The 22,202-nt window shown below is 66.6% G+C and carries 19 protein-coding genes; 3 read left to right on the forward strand and 16 right to left on the reverse strand.

The annotated features are described in order from the left end of the window. Nucleotides 1-2: 2 nt before the first annotated feature. The 10 genes from TO66_RS19480 to TO66_RS19525 all read right to left on the reverse strand — a co-directional run bounded on the left by TO66_RS19480 (nucleotide 3) and on the right by TO66_RS19525 (nucleotide 9,558). Entirely contained in the window at nucleotides 3-284 is a 282-nt protein-coding gene (locus TO66_RS19480) for a gamma-butyrobetaine hydroxylase-like domain-containing protein (protein ID WP_044463803.1), read from the reverse strand. Further along, complete coding sequence (locus TO66_RS19485; RefSeq protein ID WP_044463804.1) at nucleotides 281-1,243, reverse strand: HEAT repeat domain-containing protein; 963 nt, start codon at nucleotides 1,241-1,243, stop codon at nucleotides 281-283. Before TO66_RS19485 ends, TO66_RS19480 begins: the two co-directional genes overlap by 4 nt. After that, on the reverse strand, nucleotides 1,240-2,088 hold the full coding sequence (locus TO66_RS19490; RefSeq protein WP_044463805.1) for an ABC transporter ATP-binding protein: 849 nt from the start codon (nucleotides 2,086-2,088) through the stop codon (nucleotides 1,240-1,242). Before TO66_RS19490 ends, TO66_RS19485 begins: the two co-directional genes overlap by 4 nt. Further along, complete coding sequence (locus TO66_RS19495; RefSeq protein ID WP_044466095.1) at nucleotides 2,088-2,870, reverse strand: ABC transporter permease; 783 nt, start codon at nucleotides 2,868-2,870, stop codon at nucleotides 2,088-2,090. The genes TO66_RS19490 and TO66_RS19495 overlap by 1 nt, the downstream gene beginning before the upstream one ends. 118 nt (nucleotides 2,871-2,988) lie before the next feature. Continuing rightward, on the reverse strand, nucleotides 2,989-4,395 hold the full coding sequence (locus tag TO66_RS19500) for an ABC transporter substrate-binding protein (RefSeq protein WP_177330410.1): 1,407 nt from the start codon (nucleotides 4,393-4,395) through the stop codon (nucleotides 2,989-2,991). A gap of 123 nt (nucleotides 4,396-4,518) precedes the next feature. Next, nucleotides 4,519-4,764 (reverse strand): ferredoxin family protein, encoded by a 246-nt coding sequence (locus TO66_RS19505; RefSeq protein WP_044463806.1) that lies wholly within the window; start codon nucleotides 4,762-4,764, stop codon nucleotides 4,519-4,521. 48 nt (nucleotides 4,765-4,812) lie between these two features. Continuing rightward, nucleotides 4,813-6,558 carry a fumarate reductase/succinate dehydrogenase flavoprotein subunit gene (locus TO66_RS19510; RefSeq protein WP_044463807.1) on the reverse strand — a complete coding sequence of 582 codons (1,746 nt, stop codon included), beginning with the start codon at nucleotides 6,556-6,558 and terminating at the stop codon, nucleotides 4,813-4,815. Continuing rightward, complete coding sequence (locus TO66_RS19515) at nucleotides 6,555-7,316, reverse strand: GntR family transcriptional regulator (RefSeq protein WP_044463808.1); 762 nt, start codon at nucleotides 7,314-7,316, stop codon at nucleotides 6,555-6,557. The genes TO66_RS19510 and TO66_RS19515 overlap by 4 nt, the downstream gene beginning before the upstream one ends. Nucleotides 7,317-7,512: 196 nt before the next feature. Continuing rightward, complete coding sequence (locus tag TO66_RS19520; protein WP_044463809.1) at nucleotides 7,513-8,400, reverse strand: Dyp-type peroxidase; 888 nt, start codon at nucleotides 8,398-8,400, stop codon at nucleotides 7,513-7,515. Nucleotides 8,401-8,520: 120 nt separating this feature from the next. Further along, nucleotides 8,521-9,558 (reverse strand): AraC family transcriptional regulator, encoded by a 1,038-nt coding sequence (locus TO66_RS19525; RefSeq protein ID WP_044463810.1) that lies wholly within the window; start codon nucleotides 9,556-9,558, stop codon nucleotides 8,521-8,523. Nucleotides 9,559-9,828: 270 nt separating this feature from the next. On the opposite strand from TO66_RS19525, the gene TO66_RS19530 reads away from it, so the two are divergent. Then, on the forward strand, nucleotides 9,829-10,686 hold the full coding sequence (locus TO66_RS19530; protein WP_044463811.1) for a transporter: 858 nt from the start codon (nucleotides 9,829-9,831) through the stop codon (nucleotides 10,684-10,686). 344 nt (nucleotides 10,687-11,030) lie between these two features. Here TO66_RS19530 and TO66_RS19540 read toward each other — a convergent pair whose 3' ends face one another. From TO66_RS19540 to TO66_RS19550, 3 genes are all read right to left on the reverse strand, one after another. Continuing rightward, nucleotides 11,031-12,239 carry a DSD1 family PLP-dependent enzyme gene (locus TO66_RS19540; protein ID WP_177330443.1) on the reverse strand — a complete coding sequence of 403 codons (1,209 nt, stop codon included), beginning with the start codon at nucleotides 12,237-12,239 and terminating at the stop codon, nucleotides 11,031-11,033. A gap of 81 nt (nucleotides 12,240-12,320) precedes the next feature. Further along, entirely contained in the window at nucleotides 12,321-13,649 is a 1,329-nt protein-coding gene (locus TO66_RS19545) for a D-arabinono-1,4-lactone oxidase (RefSeq protein ID WP_156162128.1), read from the reverse strand. An 86-nt stretch (nucleotides 13,650-13,735) separates the two neighbouring features. Continuing rightward, nucleotides 13,736-14,137: a cytochrome c5 family protein gene (locus TO66_RS19550; protein ID WP_044463815.1), complete on the reverse strand. Its 402-nt coding sequence runs from the start codon at nucleotides 14,135-14,137 to the stop codon at nucleotides 13,736-13,738. 591 nt (nucleotides 14,138-14,728) lie between these two features. On the opposite strand from TO66_RS19550, the gene TO66_RS19555 reads away from it, so the two are divergent. After that, entirely contained in the window at nucleotides 14,729-16,351 is a 1,623-nt protein-coding gene (locus TO66_RS19555) for an NADP-dependent glyceraldehyde-3-phosphate dehydrogenase (RefSeq protein ID WP_044463816.1), read from the forward strand. Between the two features lie 61 nt (nucleotides 16,352-16,412). Then, a complete protein-coding gene (locus tag TO66_RS19560; protein WP_044463817.1) occupies nucleotides 16,413-17,453 on the forward strand; it encodes an FUSC family protein in 1,041 nt (346 codons plus the stop codon). A gap of 75 nt (nucleotides 17,454-17,528) precedes the next feature. Here TO66_RS19560 and TO66_RS19565 read toward each other — a convergent pair whose 3' ends face one another. From TO66_RS19565 to TO66_RS19575, 3 genes are all read right to left on the reverse strand, one after another. Then, nucleotides 17,529-18,476 (reverse strand): Dyp-type peroxidase, encoded by a 948-nt coding sequence (locus tag TO66_RS19565; RefSeq protein ID WP_044463818.1) that lies wholly within the window; start codon nucleotides 18,474-18,476, stop codon nucleotides 17,529-17,531. Nucleotides 18,477-18,629: 153 nt separating this feature from the next. Then, entirely contained in the window at nucleotides 18,630-20,903 is a 2,274-nt protein-coding gene (locus tag TO66_RS19570; RefSeq protein ID WP_044463819.1) for an FdhF/YdeP family oxidoreductase, read from the reverse strand. Between the two features lie 326 nt (nucleotides 20,904-21,229). After that, the gene (locus tag TO66_RS19575; protein WP_044463820.1) at nucleotides 21,230-22,126 is read right to left on the reverse strand and encodes a DMT family transporter; all 897 of its coding nucleotides are present in this window, start codon (nucleotides 22,124-22,126) and stop codon (nucleotides 21,230-21,232) included. Nucleotides 22,127-22,202: the final 76 nt, after the last annotated feature.

Below are 22,202 nucleotides of genomic sequence, written 5' to 3' on the forward strand. Positions count from 1 at the left end.
GCTCAGGCCATCTGCGCCAGGTAGGCCCAGGGATAGATCCCGCGGTCGTGGCCGTCGCTGAACACCAGTTGCACGCCGTAGCCCTGGAGGTCGAGCCGCAGCACCCGGACCTGCGGCGCGACCTGCGGGGCCAGCCCTTGCAGGCGCAACGCCCGGCATTGCGCGCAGGGGCACTGGCGACGCAGTTCGGCATGCGCCAGCCGCTGCTGGCGGCCGTCGCCCCAGGTCAATAGCACCTCCTGGCGTTGCGGCGAGTTGTCGATCGCGTGCGGCGCGCCGTTCATGACAACTGGCCCAGGGCGATGCGCACCGCCTTGCGCACCTCCGGATCGCCGTCGTGCTCGGCGGCCAGCAAGGCCTCGCGGGCCTGGATGTCGCCCAGCTCGCCCAGGGCCAGGGCGGCCTCCTTGCGCAGGTTGCTGATGCGGTGGCCGAGGGTCTCGATCAGCGCCGCCAGGGCCGGGGCATGGCGCAAACGTCCGAGGCTGCGCACGGCCCGCAGGCGCACCTGCCAGTAATCGTCGTGCAAGGCCGCGATCAGCACCGGCCCCGCCTCGGGCTGCCCGACCTTGCCCAGGGTGGTCGCGGCCTCTTCCCGCACCTGCCAGGCCGGATCGAGCAAGGCCCGGCTCAAGGCCGGCACCACCTGCCCGTCGCTGGCCAGGCCGAGGGCCCCGGTGGCGGCGCGGCGCACTTCGCTGTCCGGGTCGTCGCTGGCCAGGCGCGCCAGGGCCGGCAAGGCCTGCAGTTGCTTGAGCCAGCCAAGCACCGCCACCGCCTCGCGGCGCACCCCGGCATCCGCATCGTCCAGGGCCTGCATCGCGGCCCCAGCGGCGTCGGCATGCCGCAGCTCGCGCAAGGCGCGAAAGGCCGCGCTCCGCACCCGCGCCTGGGCATGCCCGGTCCAGGGCAGGATCACCCGCCCCGCCGCGCTGCCCTTGAGCAGGCTGAGGCTCTGCGCGGCCGCTTCCTGCACGGCGATGGCGGGGTCGGTCAGGGCCTCGCACAGGGCCGCCACCACCGGCTCGTCCTCCCAGGCTTCGAGCAGCCGCGCGGCTTCGGCGCGTACCTCCAGCGCCGGGTCCTGGCGCAGGCGGTCCACCAGCCAGGCCAGGCCTTCCGGCTCTTCGAGGTCGGCCAGCTCGATCAGGGCGATGCGCCGCACGCCCGGGTCGTCGTCCAGCAGCCGCGCTTGCAGCACGAGGATGTCGGGGTTGTCGCTGTCACGGAAAAAGTCAGTCATATGGCAAATCGCGCTGGGGAATGTTCAAGGGGCAGCCCGAGGGGGTCCAGGCGCGGCAGTTGCCGGCCGTCCTCGTGCCGCAGCAGTTCGAGGCAATGGCGCTTGAGGCGGGTGAACTCGAAACGGGTCACCAGCTCGCTGGTGCGCGGTCGCGGGAAATCCAGGCGCAGGTCCTCGATGATCCGCCCGGGACGCGGACTCATCACCAGCAGCCGGTCGGCGAGGAACAGCGCCTCGTCGATGTCGTGGGTGACGAACACCACGGTGGTGCGGATGCGCGTCCAGATCTCCAGCAGCAGCTCCTGCATCTTCAATCGGGTCAGGGCATCGAGCGCGCCGAAGGGTTCGTCCATCAGCAGCAGTTGCGGGCGATTGATCAGCACCCGGGCGATCTCCACCCGCTGCTGCATGCCGCCGGACAGCTGGTCCGGCCAGCGTTCGGCAAAGCCGTCGAGCCCGACCAGGGCCAGCATCTCGTCGGCCGCGGCCTCGCGCTCGGCCCTGGGCAGGCCCTGCATCTTCAGGCCGAACGCCACGTTGTCGCGCACCGTGCGCCAGGGAAACAGGGTGTGCTGCTGGAACACCATGCCCCGTTGCGGCGACGGGCCCTGCACGGGCTGGCCGTCCACCAGCAGCCGCCCGCTGCGCGGTCGCAGGTGCCCGGCCAGGGCGCCGAGCAAGGTCGACTTGCCGCAGCCGGACGGCCCGAGGATGCACACGAATTCGCCGGGCCGGACCTGGCATTCCAGGCCCTGCACCGCCTCGAAGGCCTGGGCGCCCTGGCCCAGGGAGATGCAAACCTGCTGGATATCGATGCGCCCGGCGGCGGTCGGCACAGTATTCATCAGGCGTTTCCTCGCGGTCGGTGCCAGGGCGTGAGCACGCCGCCCAGGCGTTTGATCAACAGGCTGCTGCCCATGCCCAGCACGCCGATCAGCAACATGCCGACCACGATGTCTGGGTAGTTCTGGATGGTGTAGGACTCCCAGGTGTAGTAGCCGATGCCGTACTGCCCGGAGATCATTTCCGCGGTCACCAGGCAGAACCACGAGGTGCCCATGCCGATGGCCAGGCCGGTGACGATGCTCGGCGCGGCGCCCGGGACTATCACCTCCAGGAGGATCGCCCGGCGCCCTGCCCCGAGGCTTTTCGCCGAGGCCAGGAGGCGCCGGTCGACGCCTTCGACGCCATGCACGGTGTTGAGCAGGATCGGGAACAGCGCGCCGGTGAAGGTGATGAAGATCATCGACAGCTCCGACGAGGGGAACATCAGGATCGCCAGGGGAATCCAGGCCACCGCCGGGATCGGCCGCAGTACCTCCAGGGGCGGCAGCAGCAGGTCCTCGGCCCATTGCGAGCGGCCCACGGCGATGCCCAGGGCCACACCGACCAGCGCCGCCGCCAGGTAGCCGGCGAACACCCGGCCCAGGCTGCTGCCCAGGTGCCGCGCCAGCTTGCCCGAGTCGCCCAGGCCCAGCGCCGCCTGCAGCACCGACAGGGGCGTCGGTACGTTGGCGAAGGTCACCAGGCCAAGGTTCCAGTGCTGGCTGGCGGCGAGTTGCCAGAACAGCAGGCAGAGCAGCAAGGAGGCGCCGCGCGCCGTCCAGCGAAACAAGGGTGCAGACATGGATTCCTCCCTGCAAATAAAGGCCAGGCCTCTGGCCACGACGCAGAACTTCTGGCCCACCGCGTTATCGTTCATCGCGAGCAAGCTTCGCTCCTACAAAAACACACACCGCGCAGCCTCAGCGGGCGGCGAGCGCCTGGGCCGTGGCGTCGTTGAAGTCGAAGACCCGGCCGCCCTGGGCCGCGGCGTAGTGCTGGGCCTGGCCCTTGAGCAGGAACGCGCTCAGGCGCCCCTTGGCATCGCTGGCGAACCAGGCCTGGTCGGCCAGCAGCTTGATCCCGCTGTCGCTGGCCTGGGCATAGACGGCACGGATGCTCCGGCCTTCCTGCTTGAGGCCGTTCAACGCGGCGAAGGCGGCTTCGGTCGAGGCGTAGCTGCGCACCGTCGGCTCGCCACGCACCCAGATCTGCGCCACATGGCTGAAATCGCCGATCGGCTGGCCGCTGGCCGCATCCTTGGCCTCGAGCGGGGTCTGCGCGTAGTTGGCCAGTTGCGCCTCGTAGTCCAGGTTCGAGGCCTTGAACGCGGCGCGGATGTACTGGTCATCGATGAAGGTGTTGAGGTCCAGGCCGCGGTCGGCCTTCTTCAGCAGCTTGAGGGTATCGATGGCGGTGCCCACGGCTTGGCGGTATTCCGGTTTCCAGCTGAGGTCGCGGGTCTGTACGCCCAGCGGGCCATGGAACAGGTAATTGACCTCGGCATCGACCCCGGTGACCTTGGCGATCAGCTCGCTGTAGCGCTCCGGCTCGGCGGCCAGCAAGCGGTTGGCCTCGAGGCTGGCGCGCAGGTAGGCGACGACGATTTCCGGGTATTGCTTCGCGTAGGCCGCATCCACCAGGGCACCATGGAAGGTCGGCGCGCCGGCCTGGGAGCCGTCGTAGATCTTGCGGGCGAACCCACGGCTGGGGAACAGCTCGGCGAACGGCACGAAGTCGGCGTGGGCGTCGATCTTCCCGGCCTGCAGGGCCGAGCCCGCGACTTCCGGCGGCTGGGCGATGATGTTCACATCCTTGAGCGGGTCCCAGCCTTGCGCCGCCACCGCGCGCAACAGCATGCCGTGGGCGGTGGAGGCGAACGGCACCGACAGCGTCTTGCCCTTGAGTTCGGCCAGCGACTGCACGCTGGAGGCGCTCGGCACCACGATGCCGTTGCCGCTGCCCTTGATGCTGCCCGACAGCACGCTGATGAACAGGCTGCGCTTGCCGGCGGTCTCGAAGGCCACGCCGTTGAAGGCCCCGGGGAAATCGGCCATGGCGCCGAAATCGAGCTTGCCGGCGACCATCTCGTTGGTCAGCGGCGCGCCGCTGGTGAAGTTCTTCCATTGCACGTCATAGGTCACGTCCTGGTAGCGGCCGTCGTGAGGCAGGTACTTGTCCAGCAGCCCGAGCTCGCGGATCAGCAGGCCGCCTGCGGCGCAATTGATGGTGGTGTCCTGGGTGCCGATGGCGACCCGGATGGTTTCGGCAGAGGCCGACAGGGTGAACGAAGCCAGTACCAGACCGGCCAGGGCTGCACGCAACAACATGGTTTTTTCCCCTCGAATCATTGATAGGTATTCGTCTCCGCCGCGATCAGGGCGCGGTGGGAAACGAGGGGTCGGCGAAGCAGGCGTCCGGTGTTGCCGGATAGCGTTTTCTGGCGCTGCGGTTCAACGCAGCAGGTAAGGAATCTCGACTTTCACCGCGCCGGTCGGGCAGTCCTTTTCACAAGGCATGCAGTACCAGCATTCGTCGAACGCCATGTAGGCCTTCTGGGTCGCCGGGTTGATCGCCAGGAGGTCCATGGGGCAGACCTCCACGCACACGGTGCAGCCTTTGTGGGCGATGCATTTGTCCTCGTCGACCGTGACCGGCGCGTTGGAGCGGAAGAAGATTTCCTGGGGCTGATAGGCCATTTCACGGGTTCCCTGGAGCCTGGGGCTCGGTCAGATGTTCACGGTGTCTCAGGCGGCGTCGGCACCCACCCGCAGCCGGTCGTAGGCCTGCATTTCCTCGGCGTCCAGCGGGATGATGTAGGGCTCCACCGGCTGCTTGAAGCTGGTCATGCGCCCGTCCTCGCCTTTCTTCAGGTGGCAATGGCAGAACCAGTCGCGGTCGTTGCGCTGCGGGTGATCGACCCGGTGGTGGTACAGGCCCCAGCGGCTTTCGGCGCGGAACAGCGAGGCGCGGGCGGCCATTTCGGCGCAGTCGCGGATCATCCCGACCTCCATCGCGCGCATCAGCTCGTGGGCGTTGTGCGCCTTGAGCAGGTCCAGGTCGCGCTGGATATCGTCGAAGCGTTGCAGGCCGATCTGCATCTTGCGGGTCACCTTCGGCGGTTGCAGGTAGTCGTTGACCAGGCGCCGCAGCTTGTATTCGACCTGGGCCGGTGGCAGGCCGTGTTCGCGATCCAGCGGCGCGTAGACCCGGGCCTGCTCGCGCTCGACCTGCCCGGCATCCAGCGCGGAAAACTCGCGGCCGGCGACGAAATCCGCGGCGTTGCTGCCGGCGAACCAGCCGTAGGTAAAGGCGCCGAGCATGTAGTTGTGCGGCACCGCGGCCATGTCACCCGCCGCGTACAGGCCCCGGACCGAGGTCTCGGCGCGCTCGTTGACCCACACCCCGGACGCCGAATGGCCGCTGCAAAAACCGATCTCGGAGATGTGCATCTCGACCATCTGGCTGCGGTAGTCGGTGCCGCGGTTGGCGTGGAACTGGCCGCGGCTGGGGCGCTCGTTGCTGTGCAGGATCTGCTCGATGTCCTGGATGGTTTCCTCGGCCAGGTGGTCGAGCTTGAGGAACACCGGGCCGTTGCCGCTTTCCAGCTCCTGGTGGAACTCCCACATCATCTGTCCGCTCCAGTAGTCGCACTCGATGAAGCGTTCGCCCTTGTTGTTGGCGGTGTAGCCACCCAGGGGGCCGGTGACATAGGCGCAGGCCGGCCCGTTGTAGTCCTTGATCAGCGGGTTGATCTGGAAACATTCGAGGTTCGCAAGCTCGGCCCCGGCGTGATAGGCCATCGAGTAGCCGTCGCCGGCATTGGTCGGGTTCTCGTAGGTGCCCATCAGGTAGCCGGAGGCCGGCAGGCCCAGGCGCCCGGCGGCGCCGCAGGCGAGGATCACCGCCTTGGCCCGGATCACATGGAAATCGGCCGTGCGGCAATCGAAGCCCATCACCCCGTTGACCGCCCCTTGCGCGTCCGTCAGCAGGCGGGTGCACACCAGGCGATTGGTGATGCTCACCCGCGCGCGCTTGAGCTGGCGGTACAGCACCTTCTTGATGTCGTGCCCTTCGGGCATCGGCAGCACATAGGCACCCATGTGGTGGACCTTCTTCACCGCGTAGTCGCCGGTTTCGTCCTTCTCGAACTTCACCCCCCAGCGGTCCAGCTGCTCGATGGTCTCGAAGCTGTGGCGGGCATAGGCATACACCGCCGCCTGGTTGACGATGCCGTCGTTGGCGATGGTGATTTCCTTGGTGTACTGCTCGGGGGTGGAATGCCCGGGCACGATGGCGTTGTTCAGCCCGTCCATGCCCATGCTGATGGCGCCGCTGCGCTTGACGTTGGCCTTGTCCACCAGCAGCACCCGCAGCTCGCGGTTGCGCTCCTTGGCCTTGATCGCCGCCATGGGGCCGGCGGTCCCGCCGCCGATCACCACGATGTCGTATTCCTGTTCCAGGGTCTTTCTGCCGCTGTCGCCGTGGCTCATGCCCGCGCCCCTTTTTGCCGGTCGATCCGCAGGCGGTACTGGAAAGCGTCGCCACGGTAGTAGAGGTGTTCGAAGTCCACCGGCTGGCCGTCGGCGGTGTGGGTCAGGCGCTCGATGCGCATGATCGGCGAGCCGGCCTCGACGTTCAGTGCCTGGGTCAGGTCGCTGTCGGCCAGCACCGCGTCGATGGCCAGGTCGGCATGGCCGAGCGCCAGGCCGCAGTCGTTCTCCAGGATCAGGAAGATGTCGCGGGTCACCAGGTCGGCCTTCTCCAGCCGCTCGCCCAGGGCCTTGGGCAGGTAGGTGATCTCCAGGGAAATCGGCTCGCGGTTGATCAGGCGCACCCGCTTGATCTGCGCCACGGTCTCGCCCTCCGCGACCTGCAGCCGCTCGGCTACCAGTTTGTCGGCCTTGATGAACTTGAAGCTGCGCAGGCGGTTGATCACCTCATAGCCGCGCCCGGTCATGGACTCGGCCAGGCCTTGCAGGGTGCTGACGTTCTGGAAGGTTTTCGGCTTGGCGACGAAGGTGCCCTTGCCGTGGATCTTGAAGATCAGCCCTTCCTTCTGCAGGTCGCCCAGGGCCTGGCGCACGGTGATGCGGCTGACCTGGAACAGCGCGCCCAGCTCGCTTTCCGACGGCATCTGGCTGTCCTGGGGGTATTCGCCGTCGAGGATCCGCGCGCGCAGCAGATCGCGCAGCTGGGTGTGCAGCGGCACGCTGGCCAGGGGTAACGGGGGCTTGGCGGTGTCGGTCATGGGGATCACTTGTCATAACGAGTTATGACGTGATCTTAGAGAGCGCCTGGCGCGCTTGAGAAATACTGTTTGGGCATAAGGTTAGAAGACGCGCCGCCTGCGCCGCGGCGGCCGGCGCGTCATGGTGCGTCATGGTGCGTCGTGCGCCGGTAAACCGCGCTCCCGCAGGAGCGCGGTTTACCGGCGCCGAGGTCGATCAGGCAGTGGCTTGCAGGGCACGTAGGTCGAGGCGGCCGTCCACCAGCGGCGGGCACCAGTAGTAGCCGCCGGTGATCGGCCGGCTCATGCGGTACAGGCCGTCGACGATGCCGTCCTCCAGGCCGCTCATGCGCCGCAGCTGGACTTCGAAGGCGTGCAGGCTGTGGCCGAAGGCGAGGAACATCAGGCCGCCCTTGTCGCCTTCGATCCACGGCATCGAGCGACGCACCATGAAGGCTTCGGGGCTGAAGCTTTCCTGGGCGGTGCGCTTGACGTGGGCCGACTCCGGCGCCTCTTCGAGCTCTTCGTTGTCGCTCAGGCGGCGGCCGATGATGTTGTCGCGCTCCTCCTGGTGCATCGCGGCAAAGCCCTTGAAGTCGTGCTGCCACTGCTGGATCGCGGCGAAGCTGCCGCCGCGCAGGCCATCGGCGCCCTGGGCCAGGGCCGCGGCCAGTGCTTCGTCATCGTGGGGGTTTTCGGTGCCGTCCTCGTAACCGGTGAGGTCGTGGCCGGTCTTGTGGCGGAAGGCTTCGTTCATCTGCACCAGGCGCAGCGCCGGGGCCAAGGCGGCCTCCAGGGCATCGCTGCGATGCAGCAGCTCGCCGCGGTCTTCGCCATGCAGCCAGATCCACAGCGCATGCTGGGTCGACGGGTTGTCGACGCCGACCCCGGTCAGCGCCGGAAACGCCTTGAGCCCCTGCACGCGGGCGCCCAGCGCCTTGACCAGCGACGCGCCCAGGCCCACTACCGCCGATTTCCCGTCCACCAGCGCCAACAAGCGATCGATCGCCGCCGGCAACGCCTCGATGGCCTCGAGGGCAAAAAACAGATGGCGAGCCTGGCTCGGAACGGGGGTGGCAAGAATGCCCGGCTGGTAGTAACTCATGACGACTCCTCGAAGAAAGCGCGAAGTTTACCCGGCGCATTACCGTTTGTGGGGGTTTAGACACGCCGGCGCGCCGGATAAAAGGCGCGCCCCCCCCCGGCCACGGACCCGCGCCGCCCCCTACAGCGGGCCGCCCTCCTCCCGATAGGCGCTGGGGCTCAGCCCGGTCCAGCGCTTGAACGCCCGACGGAAACTGCGCACATCGCTGTAGCCGACCGCCTCGGTGATGCGCTCGATGGACAGTTGCGGGTTGGCCAGCAGGTTCAGGGTGCGGGCCCGGCGTACCTGTTCCAGCAGCGTGTCGAAGGTCAGGTCGTGCTCGCTCAGGCGCCGGCGCAGGGTGCGTCCGCTCATGTTCAGGTCGCGGGCCACCTGCTCGATATGGCTGCCCTGGGCCAGGTCGCGGGAAATCGCCCGTTCCACCGCCTCGATCAGGTCGAGCTTGCGGTGCACCTGGGCGCTTTCCAGCTCCAGCAGCTTGAGCGCCTGGCGCAGGGCCACGGCATGGTGGTTGGGCAGGCGCGTGTCCAGCCAGTGGCCGGCGATCACCATGCGATTGTGCAGGCAGCCGAAACGCACGTCGGGCCCCAGCAGGCTCAGGTAGTGCTCGCGGTAGGCCGGCGCGGCGTGCATGACTTCGACCCGCAGCGGCTTGAAGTCCGCGCCGACCAGGGCGCGGCCATACACCGGCAGGCTGGCGAAGAACTCCTCGATGGCGAAGATCTGCACGTCGCCGTAGGGCAACCGGCATTCGGCTTCGACGAAAAACTCGTCGCCCTGCTGGCGGACCGTGCAACTGACGATACCGCCCGAGGTGTGCTGGTGGCGGATGCCGATGTCGAAGGCGTCGCGCAGGGTCTTGCACAGCGACAGCACATGCCCCAGCAGGCCCAGGGTGCCGAGCACGTTCCGGTGCCCGACCCACAGGCCCAGGCCCTGCCCGGGCAAGGCCTTGAGCGCGCGCTGGATCATCGCCACGGCCTGGCGATAGGAGATGCGTTGCGCGGGGTCCTGCAGGTCTTCGAAGGTAAAGCCCAGGCCGCGGCACAGGCTGTGCGGGTCGACGCCGTGGCTGGCGGCGACTTCGGCCAGGGTCTGCAACAGGAAAGGCGAAACCAGCGCCAGCTGGTACTGGGGATCGACGGCTTTGGTCTGCATGGCATCGGGTTCCGAGCCGGGTCGGCTGCAATTCTTATTCTGGTTATGCGCCCCGCTCCAGATACCGCCAGGGCGAGGCGAGCGCTCGCTGAGCATAGCGTTTTCCGCGCCGGCTCACGCAAGGATGTAACAAGTCATTGCAGGCTGGCCGCGAAAGTCCCCCTCGGTGGCCGCCAATACCCTGCCTGGCCGGGCGGCGAAGGCTTATTCCTATGGGGCGCCCGCACACCGGTCGCCTGTGCGCCCACTGACAATAATAAGAGCCCGAACATGAATTCGACCCGCACGCGTACCTCCCGGCGCCTCGCCGCCGGCCTGGCCTGTCTCGCCGCCCTGCCCGCCCTGGCCCCGGCCAGCGAATCCGGGGTCGACAACATCGGCCCCGGCACCGACGGCTTCTACATCCTGCCGCTGGACGTCAACGGCCTGCCGGACCACATGTTCGCCTTCAACCTCTATTACAACCACTACGAGGCGCGGAAGCTGAACATCAGTTCCCTGGGCGGCTATGTGGCGCAGCCTTATCTGCGCCAGCAGGTGGGGGTCTTCGGCCTCAAGGACCAGCGCGAAAGCATGGGCGACACCACCGTCGCGCCGATCATCCTCTGGGACCTGGGCCAGAACCTGACCCTGGGCGCCGCCGTGGAGATCACCATTCCCACCGGCAAATACGACGCCGCGCGCCTGGCCAATACCAGCAACAACTTCTACACCTACAAGCCGCTGGTCTCGGTGACCTGGATGCCCAACCCGAAAACCGAGCTGTCGCTCAAGACCACCTACAGCTTCAACGAGGAAAACCACGCCACCGACTACAAGTCCGGGCAGATTTTCCATTTCGACTATTCGGCCAGCTACAAGGTGACCGACAACCTCAGCCTGGGGGTCAACGGCTATTACCTGAAGCAGACCACCGACGACAAACAGTACGGCCGCACCGTGCAGTTTCTCGGCGAGGACGTGGACGACGGCGTGCGCGGCCAGGTGTTCGCCATCGGCCCGGCGCTGTACCTGACCTTCCTCAAGTACGCCAGCGCGGAGATCCGCTGGGCCAAGGAGTTCGACGTGGAGAACCGCCCCGAGGGCGAGATGCTGTGGGCCAAGCTGACGATTCCGTTCAGCCTGTGACGCGGCAGGTCTGGCCCACCGCGTTATCGTTCATCGCGCGCAAGTCGGATCGCCGCCCGCTCGTGTAGGAGCGAGGCTTGCCCGCGATGGCCTCGACGCGCAATGCCTGATCCATCGCGTTACCTTCATCGCGCGCAAGCTGCGCTCCTACAGGGGCCGCGCGATTCCTGTACCTGTAGGAGCGAGGCTTGCCCGCGATGGCCTCGACGCGCAATGCCTGAGCCACCGCGTTACCTTCATCGCGCGCAAGCTGCGCTCCTACAGGGTCCGCGCGAGTCTGGTAGGAGCGAGCGGGCGGCGATCCGACTTGCCCGCGACGAGGCCTTCAGCGGAAGCGCAAAAACCTAGCTGTACACCGGCCAGCGCTCGACGATCCTTCCGCCGCGCAGCGCCAGCAGGTCGCCGAATTGCAGCAACACCGCCTCGCTCTGCATCGGCCGCAGGAACACCTGGTCGTCCGGTGCCAGGCCCACGGCGGGCGAGCCGTTGACCATTTCCTGGTTGGAGCTGCGGCCGAACAGCCCGTTGCTTTGCAGGCCCGCGGGCGATTCGAATTCGGCCTGCCAGTTGCCGCCGTAGATGAAAAACGTCTCGCGCTGGTTCGGGTCCCACCAGGCGAATAGCCGGGACTTGTCGTCCAGCGCCGGGATGCGCACCGGGCCGGTGCTTTTCAGCACCGGCGTGGCGATATAGGCCGCAGGCACATGTTCGCTGAGGGACGGCAAGTCGTAATGGGTCGGCTTGAGCATCGCCGTGCCCACCGAGACCTCGCTGCTCAGGGACTCCTGTTCGTGCAGGCGGTAGCTGGGACTGCCGGCGGTGTTGAGGGTCAACGCCGGGTGCCAGAACGCCGGGTGCTGCTGCCGGGTGAAGTCCACCGCGCGCTGGTAGCGCTGCATGACCTGGGCGAACAGCTCCTGCGGCGAACCGAGGATACCCGGCACGCCCATGCCGACGAAGGGGTCGTAACCCATGAACCCGGCGAACTCCAGGTGCTGGGGGTTGGCGGCGATCAGGGTCAGCAGCGGCCCCAGTTCGAGGCTGTCCTTCACCCCGCCCCGATGCAGGCCGACATCCAGCTCGATATTGATCCGCATCCGCGTGCCCAGCCCCCGGGCCAGGGCCAGGTAGTGCTGCAGGCGCTCGGGGCTGTCGATCAGCCATTGCAGCTGCCGGGCCGGATCGAACGGCCCCTTGTGTTCCTGGTAGAACAGCTGCGCGGAACGCACGGGCAGCGGCTTGCCCAGCAGGATGTCGGCCTGGGGAAAGCGCTGCGCGTCGTGATTGAGGAACGGCTGGTGGAACGACATCAGGCGCTGGGTGCCGGCACGCTGGCCGATGTATTCCAGCAATCCCGGCGACGGCAGCGATTTTTCCACCAGCCGCAGTTGCTTGGCGCCACGCCGGACCGACTGCAGCACCACGTCGATGTTGTGGTCCAGGCGGTCGAGGTCGACCAGCATGACCGGGCGCATCGGGCCGTGGGTCTTGAGTTCCTCATTCAGGGCACGGAAATAGTCGCTGTAGGGCGCACCCCGGTCGGCAGGCCGCAGCCAGGCGCCCACGCCGGCCAGCGCCACGCCGACACCCGCGGTGCCGAGCAGGAAGTTGCGTCGATTCATGTCTTGCTCCCTTCAGGCCACGCCCAGGATGGACGACAGGTGGGCATTGAGAAATTTGCCGGTGGGGTCCAGCGCCTCGCGCACCTGGGTGAATTCACGCCAGCGCGGGTACAGCGCCTGCAATTGCCGGGCATTGAGGCCGTGCAATTTGCCCCAGTGCGGGCGGCCGGCGTACTTCCAGAAAATCGGTTCGACGGCGGCGAAGAAGTTGTGGTGGTCCATGCCGTAGTGCTGGTGCACCGAGATCGAACAGCTGTCGCGGCCCTCGAACATGCTCAACGGAATATCGTCGGCGCGGACATAGCGGTACTCGATGGGAAACCAGGTGCGCAGGTCCTTGTCGCGGATCAGCTTGAGGATTTCCCGCAGGCACGCCGGGCCGTGTTCGGCCGGCACCGAGTACTCCATTTCGTTGAACCGCACATTGCGCACGTTGGCGTAGATCTCGTAGGAGTCGCCGACCCGGTCCTGGAAATCGGCGAAGTGCCGCAGGTTGTTGAGCAGCACGCGGCGGGTCTCGGGGAAGTCGCTGACGTACTTGTCGAGGTTCTCGATCAGGCTGACGAACTCGTTGCCGCCCTCCTGCGCCGGGTCCGTGGGCGGGGTCGCCGGGTCTGCGGTTTCATTCAGGGCAATCGACAACGCGTAGTCGGAATGGGTGACCACGAGCATCTCCCAGTGCTGGTTCTCGCGGGTGTTCTTCGCCACGTCCTCGAGCAGTTCCTCGGTCTTGGCAATCCACTGCCTTTCCCGCAGGCGGTAGGCCGGGCGGTTCTGCAACCGCACCCGGGTGGCCACGCCCAGGGCCCCGAGGGACACCCGCGCGGCGTTGAACACCTCGGCGTGACGGTTGCTGTCGCAGTCCAGCACCTCGCCGCTGGCGGTCACCAGTTGCAGGCCCCGCACCTGGGCCGAATAGGACGGGAAGCCGACCCCGGTGCCGTGGGTCGAAGTGGCGATGGCCCCGGCCAGGGTCTGGTAGTCGATATCGGCCATGTTCGGCAGCGCCTGGCCGATGGCCTTGAGCGGCGCGCCCATGCGCGACATCGGCGTGCCCGCGGCGAACTCGGCCTGCAGGGTCGCGGCATCGTGATCGAGCAGGCCGCTGAAAAAACTCAGCGACAGCAGCGTGCCGTCGGTGGGCACCAGGGCGCTGAAGGAGTGCCCCGACCCCACCGGGCGGATCTTGCCCGGGGCCTGGCGCACCACCTGCACCAGCTCGTCCAGGTCCTTGGGCGCCAGCCTGGCCAGGGGCAGGCAGCTTTGCGCGCCCGACCAGTTGCGCCAGGGAATCAGCCGCGGCGCGCGCGCCAGCTCGGCCAGCAGCGGGTTGCCGGTCAAGGCGCAGAAGGCGCCGACCACAGCGCTGCGTTGCAGCCACTGACGTCGTGTGAGGTGCATGGTCATGCCAGGGTCCCTGTGCCGGGTTATTGGAAGTCTTGTGCGGACATGAAACGGATCAGCGCGAGGAACTGCTCCTCGGAACACTGCATGCACAGGCCCATCGGCGGCATGCCCTGGTAACCGTTGATGCTGTGGTCCAGCAGCGTGTCGGCGCCCAGGGCGATGCGCGGCTGCCAGGCCGCGACATCGCCGGTCAGCGGCGCGCCGGAGGCCGGGTTGGCGTGGCAGAGCTTGCAACTGCTGTCGTAGATCCGTGCCAGCGCCGGGTCGCCGGGCATCTGCTGCACCGCGGCGGTCGGGGGCGGCGCAGGCGGGTCGCCGCAGGCCGCCAGCAGCCCGCCCAGGGCCAGCCACAGCGCGACGCGCCCCCCGCGATGCAGCCTGGCGACGGAAAAGGACAGCAGCGAGGCAGGGATTGCCGGCATGGTGGTTCTCTCGGATAAAGGTCGGGATCGACCAGAGCCAACACTAAGGCAGGCACCGCCACGGCCCGAGGGCATTGCGGGCCAGCGAGGGGGGCATCTGCGGCCAGGCCATCCGAGGGAATCCCCCGATCTGCAGGAGCGAGCGGGCGGCGATCCGGCTTGCCGGCGATGGCCGCGACGCGGAATGTCTGGCCCACCGCTTTTTCCCGCCCCCTGTAGGAGCGAGGCTTGCCCGCGATGGCCGCGCCGCGGAATGTCTGGCCGACCGCGTCATCGTTCATCGCGCGCAAGCTGCGCTCCTACAGAAGAAGATCCCATCTCCCCGCTCGCTCCTACAGGAGAAATGATTCAGCACCTGTTGCAACAAGGGCTGTTTTTCCAGGGGAAAAAGCAGCTACTCTTGGCCCAAAGAACCACACCAGCACCGTTCTGCTACACGACTTCCGCCTTTTTGGCCCAGCGTTTTGCTAAAGACCCGAGACACCAGGGCGTATACCCGTAGATAGAAACAAGCTCTGGAGACCCGTCTCGCTCGTCAGTACCGGCATGTCACGGCCGGTGCCTTGCCCATCGCCATTACGGAATAGAGTCATGACCACAGCCTCTCTGAACACACTGTTCCCCGTCGCCGCCGATATCCCCGAGCAATACCGCCTGGACGGCCAGGTCGAGCAACGCGAGTACCTGGTCGACGGCCAGCTGAAAACCTGGAACGGCCCCCTGGCCCTGGTACGCAGCCCCGTGTACCTGGACACCGCCAGCGGCGACGAACAGGTGATCCTGGGCAGCACCCCGCTGCTCGACGCCAACACCGCGCTGACCGCCCTCGACGCCGCCGTGCGTGCCTATGACCGCGGCCAGGGCGCGTGGCCGACGATGCGCGTGGCCGAACGCATCCAGCACGTCGAAGCCTTCCTCGGACGCATGCGCGAACAGCGCGCGGCAGTGGTCAAGCTGCTGATGTGGGAAATCGGCAAGAACCTCAAGGACTCCGAGAAAGAGTTCGACCGCACCTGCGACTACATCGTCGACACCATCAACGCCCTCAAGGAACTCGACCGTCGTTCCAGCCGCTTCGAACTGGAGCAGGACACCCTCGGCCAGATCCGTCGCGTGCCGCTGGGCGTGGCGCTGTGCATGGGCCCGTACAACTACCCGCTGAACGAGACCTTCACCACCCTGATCCCGGCGCTGATCATGGGCAACACCGTGGTGTTCAAGCCGGCCAAGTTCGGCGTGCTGCTGATCCGCCCACTGCTGGAAGCCTTCCGCGACAGCTTCCCGGCCGGGGTGATCAACGTGATCTACGGCAGCGGCCGGGAGACCGTCAGCGCGCTGATGGCCAGCGGCAAGATCGATATCTTCGCCTTCATCGGCACCAACAAGGCCGCCAGCGACCTGAAGAAACTCCACCCCAAGCCGCACCGCCTGCGCGCCGCCCTGGGCCTGGACGCGAAGAACCCGGGCATCGTGCTGCCGGAGGTGGACCTGGATAACGCGGTCAACGAGGCGATCACCGGCTCGCTGTCGTTCAACGGCCAGCGTTGCACCGCGCTGAAGATCCTCTTCGTCCACGAAAGCGTGGTCGAGCGCTTCATCGAGAAATTCAACGCCAAGCTGCTCAGCCTCAAGCCGGGCATGCCGTGGGAGCCGGGGGTGGCGCTGACGCCGCTGCCGGAGTCGGGCAAGGTCGATTACCTGCACGGCCTGGTGGCCGATGCCCTCGCCAAGGGCGCCCGGGTGGTCAACCCCGGCGGCGGCGAGGCGCGGGCCTCGTTCTTCTACCCGGCGGTGCTGTACCCGGTGAACAGCCAGATGCGCGTGTACCAGGAAGAACAGTTCGGCCCAGTGGTGCCGATCGTGCCTTACCGCGACCTGGAAACGGTGATCGACTACGTCCTGGAATCGGACTTCGGCCAGCAGCTGAGCATCTTCGGCACCGAACCGGCCCAGGTCGGGCGCCTGGTGGACGCCTTCGCCAACCAGGTCGGGCGGATCAACCTCAACGCCCAGTGCCAGCGCGGCCCGGACACCTACCCGTTCAACGGGCGCAAGAACTCCGCCGAAGGCACGCTGTCCGTGCATGACGCGCTGCGCACCTTCTCGATCCGCACCCTGGTGGCCACCAAGTTCCAGGAGAACAACAAGGCGCTGATCAGCGACATCATCCGTAACCGGGAGTCGAGTTTCCTGACCACCGATTACATCTTCTAGAAACGGAGAACTGACCCTGGGCCTGCCAACCCCTTGGCGATCCTTTCGCCTGCCGCCGCTGCTGCGCCGCTTCCTGCTTCCGGTGCTCGACCCGTACCGGCGCTACCGCTACGCCAAGCTGATCCACGCGGTGCGCGTGGCCCTGGGGTTGCTGGCCACCATCGCCCTGACCACCGGCCTCAACCTGCCCCACGGCGAATGGGCGTCGGTGACCATGCTGGTGGTGATCGGCGGCCTGCAGCACCACGGCAATATCGGCAAGAAAGCGGCAGAGCGGGCCATCGGCACCCTGATCGGCGCGGGCGTCGGCCTGGTGCTGGTGGTGCAGCAGGCCTACCTCGGCATGTCCTGGCTGACTTACCTGGGCATGTCGGTGGTGTGCGGGTATTTCTCCTATCACGCCATCGGCAAGGGCGGCTACACCGCGCTGCTGGCGGCGATCACCGTGTTCATCGTCGCCGGCCATGGCGACAACCACGTCAGCGATGGCCTGTGGCGTACGGTGGACATCCTGATCGGCATCGCCCTGGCCCTGGCGTTTTCCTTCGCCATTCCGCTGTACGCGGTGTATTCCTGGCGCTACAACCTGGCCAGCGCCCTGCGCGACTGCGCCACCCTTTACGGACGCATCATCGGCGGCCAGTCGGTGACCGACGACGAACACCTGAAACTGCTCGGGCGCCTCAACAGCACCCTGCTGCAACTGCGCTCACTGATGCCTTCGGTGTCCAAGGAAGTGCGGATCTCCATGACCGAACTGGACGCCATCCAGCGCCACCTGCGCATGTGCTTCAGCACCCTGGAAATCCTCGGCAACACCCGCCCGGACCTCAGCGATCCCCAGGCCCGCGAACAACTGCGCCAGGCGCTGAAAACCGAGCACCGGCAGGTGCGCGTACAACTGGTGGGCATGGCCCGCGCCCTGCAGTCCGGCGCCACCAAGCGCCTGGGCCGACCGCTGGATGGCGCCTCGGCCGTGGCCCTCGACACCTCGGCCTATACCGCCCTGGACGGCTACCGCCTGCTGACCCGGCAACTGGTGGCCAACCTCAACGAGATGCGCCAGCGCCTGGCGAAAAGCGCCGAGCACTGGAAGATCTGAGGGTGCCGTACTGACGGCCAGCATCGTGCCGAAGCGCCGCCGGGTATCGGCGGCTGGCGTGGCGGGTGATCCGGATCAGGGCTGGCGTTCGGCGAAGGCTTCCAGCAGATCGGCCGAAGGCACGAAGAACAGGCCGCCGGTCACCGCCGTGCTGAAATCCAGCAAGCGGTCGTAGTTGCCCGCCGGCCGGCCGACGAACATGTTTTCCAGCATCTGCTCGATGGGTTCCGGCGAGCGGGCATAGCCGATGAAATAAGTACCGAACTCCCCCGCCCCCGGCCGGCCGAACGGCATGTTGTCGCGCAGGATCTTCACCTCTTCGCCGTCCTTGGTGATGGTGGTCAGGGCACTGTGGGAACAGCTCGGCTTGACCGCATCGTCGAGCTCGATATCGGACAGTTTGGTGCGCCCGATAACCCGCTCCTGCGCCTCGACCGACAGCTCGTTCCAGGCCTTCATGTCATGCAGGTACTTCTGCACCAGCACATAACTGCCGCCGCTGAAGGCCGGGTCTTCGTCGCCGACCAGGGTGAATCCGAGTGCCTTGCGCCCGACCGGGTTTTCCGTGCCATCGACAAAACCGATGATGCTGCGCATGTCGAAATAGCGGAAACCCTGGACCTCATCGACCACCGAGACCGCATCGCCCAGCGCCGCGATCAACTGCGTCGCCAGTTCGAAACACAGGTCCATCTGGTCCGCGCGAATGTGCAGCAACAGGTCGCCGGGGGTCGCCACGGCCCGGCGCTCTGCCGGGCCGAACTCGCGAAAGGCGTGCAGGGCCGCCGGGCGCGGACCGCCAAAGAGCCGGTCCCAGGCCGTCGAACCAAAGCCGCAGATGCACGACAGGTTACCCGCAGGCACCCGCTTGCCCACCGAGCGCGTGAGGCCCGCCACGTCTTCGCACCAGCCCCGAACCTTGGCGGCCGCCTCATTGCCGGGGGCCAGGGTGGCGACCATGAAGATCGCGCTGCTGGTAATCGGGTTGCAGACGGCTTGCGGTTCAGGAATATCGTTGGCCATGGGCTGAGTACTCGCTGGAGCGGGAAAGACCGGAGAGTAGCAAATAATCCCCGCACTGCCGTTGACCAGGCGCACGGCTGCAAGCCTCGCGCCCCAAAAACCGCCCCATGAAAAAGGGGCGCCCCTGCGCGCCCCTTCCCTGGATCCCCGGGGTCAGTTCGGCGACGAGCGCACAATCCGCACCGGAACCGATTTGTACGACGGCGTGCCGCTGTCCACATCGATGTAATCCAGCGGCACCAGCCGGTTGGCCTCGGGGTAATAGGCCGCGACCGAACCCGGGGAAATCTTGTATTCGATCGCGGTTATTTTCTCGTAGCGCAGTTGGCGGCCCTGGGTGACCGTCTCGATATCCACCAGGTCGCCATGGGCCAGGCCACGGGCCTCCAGATCCGCCTGGTTGATGAACAGCACGTCGCGGCGGCCGAATACCCCGCGATAACGATCGTCCATGGCGTAGATGGTGGTGTTGTACTGGTCATGGCTACGAATGGTGATCAGGCGCATGACGTCCGCGCCATCGACCACCTTGTCTTCGTGCAACCCGGGAAACACAAAGAACTCGGCCTTGCCTGACGGCGTGAGCCAGATGCGCTCGGTCGGCGGCAACGGCATGCGAAACCCGCCCGGCACACGGATGCGCTGGTTGAACGCGTCGAAGCCGGGCACGGTTTTCTCGATCAGGTCGCGGATCTTGTCGTAGTCGGCGACCAGCGCCTGCCAGGGCACCTTGCTGTCCGGCAGCGTGGCCCGGGCAATACCGGCCACTATCGCCGGTTCCGAGCGCAGGAACTCGGAGGCCGGGGTCAGCTTGCCGGCCGATGCGTGGACCATCGACATCGAGTCCTCGACGGTGATCGACTGACGCACCCCGTCCTGCACATCCAGTTCAGTGCGCCCTAAGCAGGGGAACAGATAAGACTCCCTGGCGACCAGCAGATGGGAGCGATTGAGCTTGGTGCCGATGTGCACGCTCAGGTCGAGCTTGCCCATGGCCGGAAAACACTGGCCCGGGTCGGGCAAGGCGACGGCGAAGTTGCCCCCCAGGCCGATCAGCGCCTTGGCCGTGCCCGCGATCATCGCCTGCATCGCTTGTACCGCATCATGGCCGTGGGCCGCTGGCGGCTTGAAGCCGAATACCTTCTCCAGCCTGTCGAGGAACTCCTGCGACGGTTTCTCGGTAATGCCCACCGTCCTGTTGCCCTGCACATTGGAATGGCCGCGCAACGGGCAAATGCCCGCGCCAGGCTTGCCCAGGTTGCCGCGCAACATGAGCAGGTCACAGATCAGCCGGACATTGGCCGTGCCTTCGTTGTGCTGAGTGATGCCCATGCCGTAGGTGACGATGGTGGCGTTGGATTTCGCATAGGCGGCGGCGACCTTTTCCAGCTCGGCCCGGTGCAGGCCGCTGGCCTGTTCGATATCGGGCCATGCCGTGGCGTGCAGATCGGCCACCAACGCGTCGAACCCGCGGGTGTGCTGGGCGATGAAATCATGGTCGAGGACTTCCCCCACCGTCTGCTCCAGCTCCAGCAGCGCCTTCATGATGCCCTTGATCGCCGCCGCGTCGCCTCCGGCCTTGACCTGGAAGTAGGACGAGGCGATCCGGGTGGAGCCGTAAGTCGCCATTTCAACCATGTCCTGCGGATCGGCAAAGCGCTCGAGCGCGCGTTCGCGCAGGGGGTTGAAGACCATGATCGGCACCTTGCGCCGCGAGGCTTCATGCAGCGTGCCCATCATGCGCGGGTGATTGGTGCCGGGGTTGTGGCCGATGGAAATGATCAGCTCGCAGGCCTCGAAGTCATCCAGCGACACCGTGCCCTTGCCGATACCGATGGAGCGCGGCAGCCCGACGCTGGTCGGTTCGTGGCACATGTTGGAACAATCGGGAAAGTTGTTGCTGCCGTATTCCCGGACGAACAGTTGATACAGGTACGCCGCTTCGTTGGAGGCCCGGCCGGAGGTGTAGAACTCCACCTGCTCCGGTTGCAGCCCGCGGAGTATCTCGCCTATCCGCGCGAACGCCACCTCCCACTCGACCGGCTGGAAGGTATCGCTGGCCCGGTCATACACCAGGGGATGGGTGATGCGCCCCAGGTCTTCCAGCTCGTAATCGCTGCGCAGCAATAACGATGCGACCGGGTGATGGGCGAAGAAGTCCGGAGTGACCCGCTTGTTGGTCGCCTCCCAGGTCACCGCCTTGGCGCCGTTTTCACAGAACTGGAAGGTGGACTTGTGCTCCTTGTCGGGCCAGGCGCAGCCCGGACAATCGAAGCCGTCGGGCTGGTTGGTCCGCAGCAGGGTGACAGGCGCCTTCAACGTATCCATCTGCTCTCGAACCGCCGTCGCGGTAGCCTTGAGCGCCCCCCAGCCGCCAGCGGGGCCGTCGTAGTCACGAATACCGGGTACCTTGCGTCGAGTCGTCATGATCGCTCCCCATACGCCCCGCGCCCTGAGGGGGGGGCGTCGTCGGTTGCCTAGGGTCCGCCGCCAGGGCGGCATTCGGTAACGATCCGGCCGCCCGTATCGAGGGCGGCAGATGTCACGGCTACACGGCAGACAAGACGCGCAACCCGGAACCGGGTACGAGGGCTGGAAACCTTTGGCTCAGCGGCCAAGGGTTGCGGTTGAGTCTTTCACCGTGAATTGAAACCTTAGTGGCACGCTCCCGCCTGTCAAGGCAGTCCACCGCCGGCAAATCCGGCCGTCCTGCGCATCGTTCGGGGGGCCCGCCGCTCCCCTGAGCCCAAGACTCATTGCGCCGCTACCCGACGCCGCAGCCCCAGGCTCCAGCCCTGCTGCATGCCGGCCGCGGCCAGCAGAATGGCGATCACGCCGACCCATTGCAGCGCTTCCAGGCGATGACCGAAGGCGAACCAGTCGACGAAGATCGCCGCGATCGGGTAGATGAACGACAGCGCGCCGGTCAGCGCCGTCGGCAGTTTCTGGATGGCCCCATACAGCAGCACGTACATCACCCCGGTGTGCACGATGCCCAAGGTCAGCAGGCTGGCCCAGGCACTGGGGGCCGCGGGCAGCGCCGACAGGTTGGCCCAGGGCGCCAGCAACAGCACGCCGGTGCAGACCTGGATCAGCGCGATCAGGTGCGGCGGCGTGCCGGTCAGGCGCTTGATCAACAGCGCGGCGAAGGCATACAGCAGGGCCGCTCCCAGCGCCAGGGCGATCCCCAGCAGGTAATCGTTGCCGCCCGCCCCCTGCTCGCCATGGGCGCTGACGATCGCCAGCATCCCGGCAAAGGAAATGCTCAGCCAGAACAGTTTCTGCGCGGTGATCTTCTCGCCGAGGAACAGCGCCGCCAGCCCCACCAGCATGAACGGCTGGACGTTATAGACCGCGGTGCCGATGGCGATCGAGGCACGAGAGTAGGAGGCGAACAACAGCACCCAGTTGCCGACGATGGCGACCCCGCTGAGCACGGCCAACAGGAACGTGCCGCGGGTCAGGATGCCCGGGCGCAAGAAGCCGAAGCCGGCGCAAATCAGCAGCAGGGTCGCGGCGCCGAACACGCAGCGCCAGAACACCACATCCAGCACCGGCTGCCCGGACACCAGCACGAACCAGCCGATGGTCCCGGAAATCAGCATGGCGGCGGTCATTTCCAGCGAGCCGCGACGTAACAATTTGTCCATGATCGTTCTCCTCGACAAGTGCTAAAAGTATGGCAACCGGCCCCTGCCCGGCTCAAGGCGTAACAAAAGGCTAAAA

The organism is Pseudomonas sp. MRSN 12121 (assembly GCF_000931465.1).
GTDB lineage: Bacteria > Pseudomonadota > Gammaproteobacteria > Pseudomonadales > Pseudomonadaceae > Aquipseudomonas.

Excerpts from the sequence above, each read along its gene's own strand:
- TO66_RS19480 (WP_044463803.1), bottom strand. The coding sequence starts at position 284 with ATGAACGGCGCGCCGCACGCGATCGACAACTCGCCGCAACGCCAGGAG.
- TO66_RS19485 (WP_044463804.1), bottom strand. The coding sequence starts at position 1,243 with ATGACTGACTTTTTCCGTGACAGCGACAACCCCGACATCCTCGTGCTG.
- TO66_RS19490 (WP_044463805.1), bottom strand. The coding sequence starts at position 2,088 with ATGAATACTGTGCCGACCGCCGCCGGGCGCATCGATATCCAGCAGGTT.
- TO66_RS19495 (WP_044466095.1), bottom strand. The coding sequence starts at position 2,870 with ATGTCTGCACCCTTGTTTCGCTGGACGGCGCGCGGCGCCTCCTTGCTG.
- TO66_RS19500 (WP_177330410.1), bottom strand. The coding sequence starts at position 4,395 with ATGTTGTTGCGTGCAGCCCTGGCCGGTCTGGTACTGGCTTCGTTCACC.
- TO66_RS19505 (WP_044463806.1), bottom strand. The coding sequence starts at position 4,764 with ATGGCCTATCAGCCCCAGGAAATCTTCTTCCGCTCCAACGCGCCGGTC.
- TO66_RS19510 (WP_044463807.1), bottom strand. The coding sequence starts at position 6,558 with ATGAGCCACGGCGACAGCGGCAGAAAGACCCTGGAACAGGAATACGAC.
- TO66_RS19515 (WP_044463808.1), bottom strand. The coding sequence starts at position 7,316 with ATGACCGACACCGCCAAGCCCCCGTTACCCCTGGCCAGCGTGCCGCTG.
- TO66_RS19520 (WP_044463809.1), bottom strand. The coding sequence starts at position 8,400 with ATGAGTTACTACCAGCCGGGCATTCTTGCCACCCCCGTTCCGAGCCAG.
- TO66_RS19525 (WP_044463810.1), bottom strand. The coding sequence starts at position 9,558 with ATGCAGACCAAAGCCGTCGATCCCCAGTACCAGCTGGCGCTGGTTTCG.
- TO66_RS19530 (WP_044463811.1), top strand. The coding sequence starts at position 9,829 with ATGAATTCGACCCGCACGCGTACCTCCCGGCGCCTCGCCGCCGGCCTG.
- TO66_RS19550 (WP_044463815.1), bottom strand. The coding sequence starts at position 14,137 with ATGCCGGCAATCCCTGCCTCGCTGCTGTCCTTTTCCGTCGCCAGGCTG.
- TO66_RS19555 (WP_044463816.1), top strand. The coding sequence starts at position 14,729 with ATGACCACAGCCTCTCTGAACACACTGTTCCCCGTCGCCGCCGATATC.
- TO66_RS19565 (WP_044463818.1), bottom strand. The coding sequence starts at position 18,476 with ATGGCCAACGATATTCCTGAACCGCAAGCCGTCTGCAACCCGATTACC.
- TO66_RS19570 (WP_044463819.1), bottom strand. The coding sequence starts at position 20,903 with ATGACGACTCGACGCAAGGTACCCGGTATTCGTGACTACGACGGCCCC.
- TO66_RS19575 (WP_044463820.1), bottom strand. The coding sequence starts at position 22,126 with ATGGACAAATTGTTACGTCGCGGCTCGCTGGAAATGACCGCCGCCATG.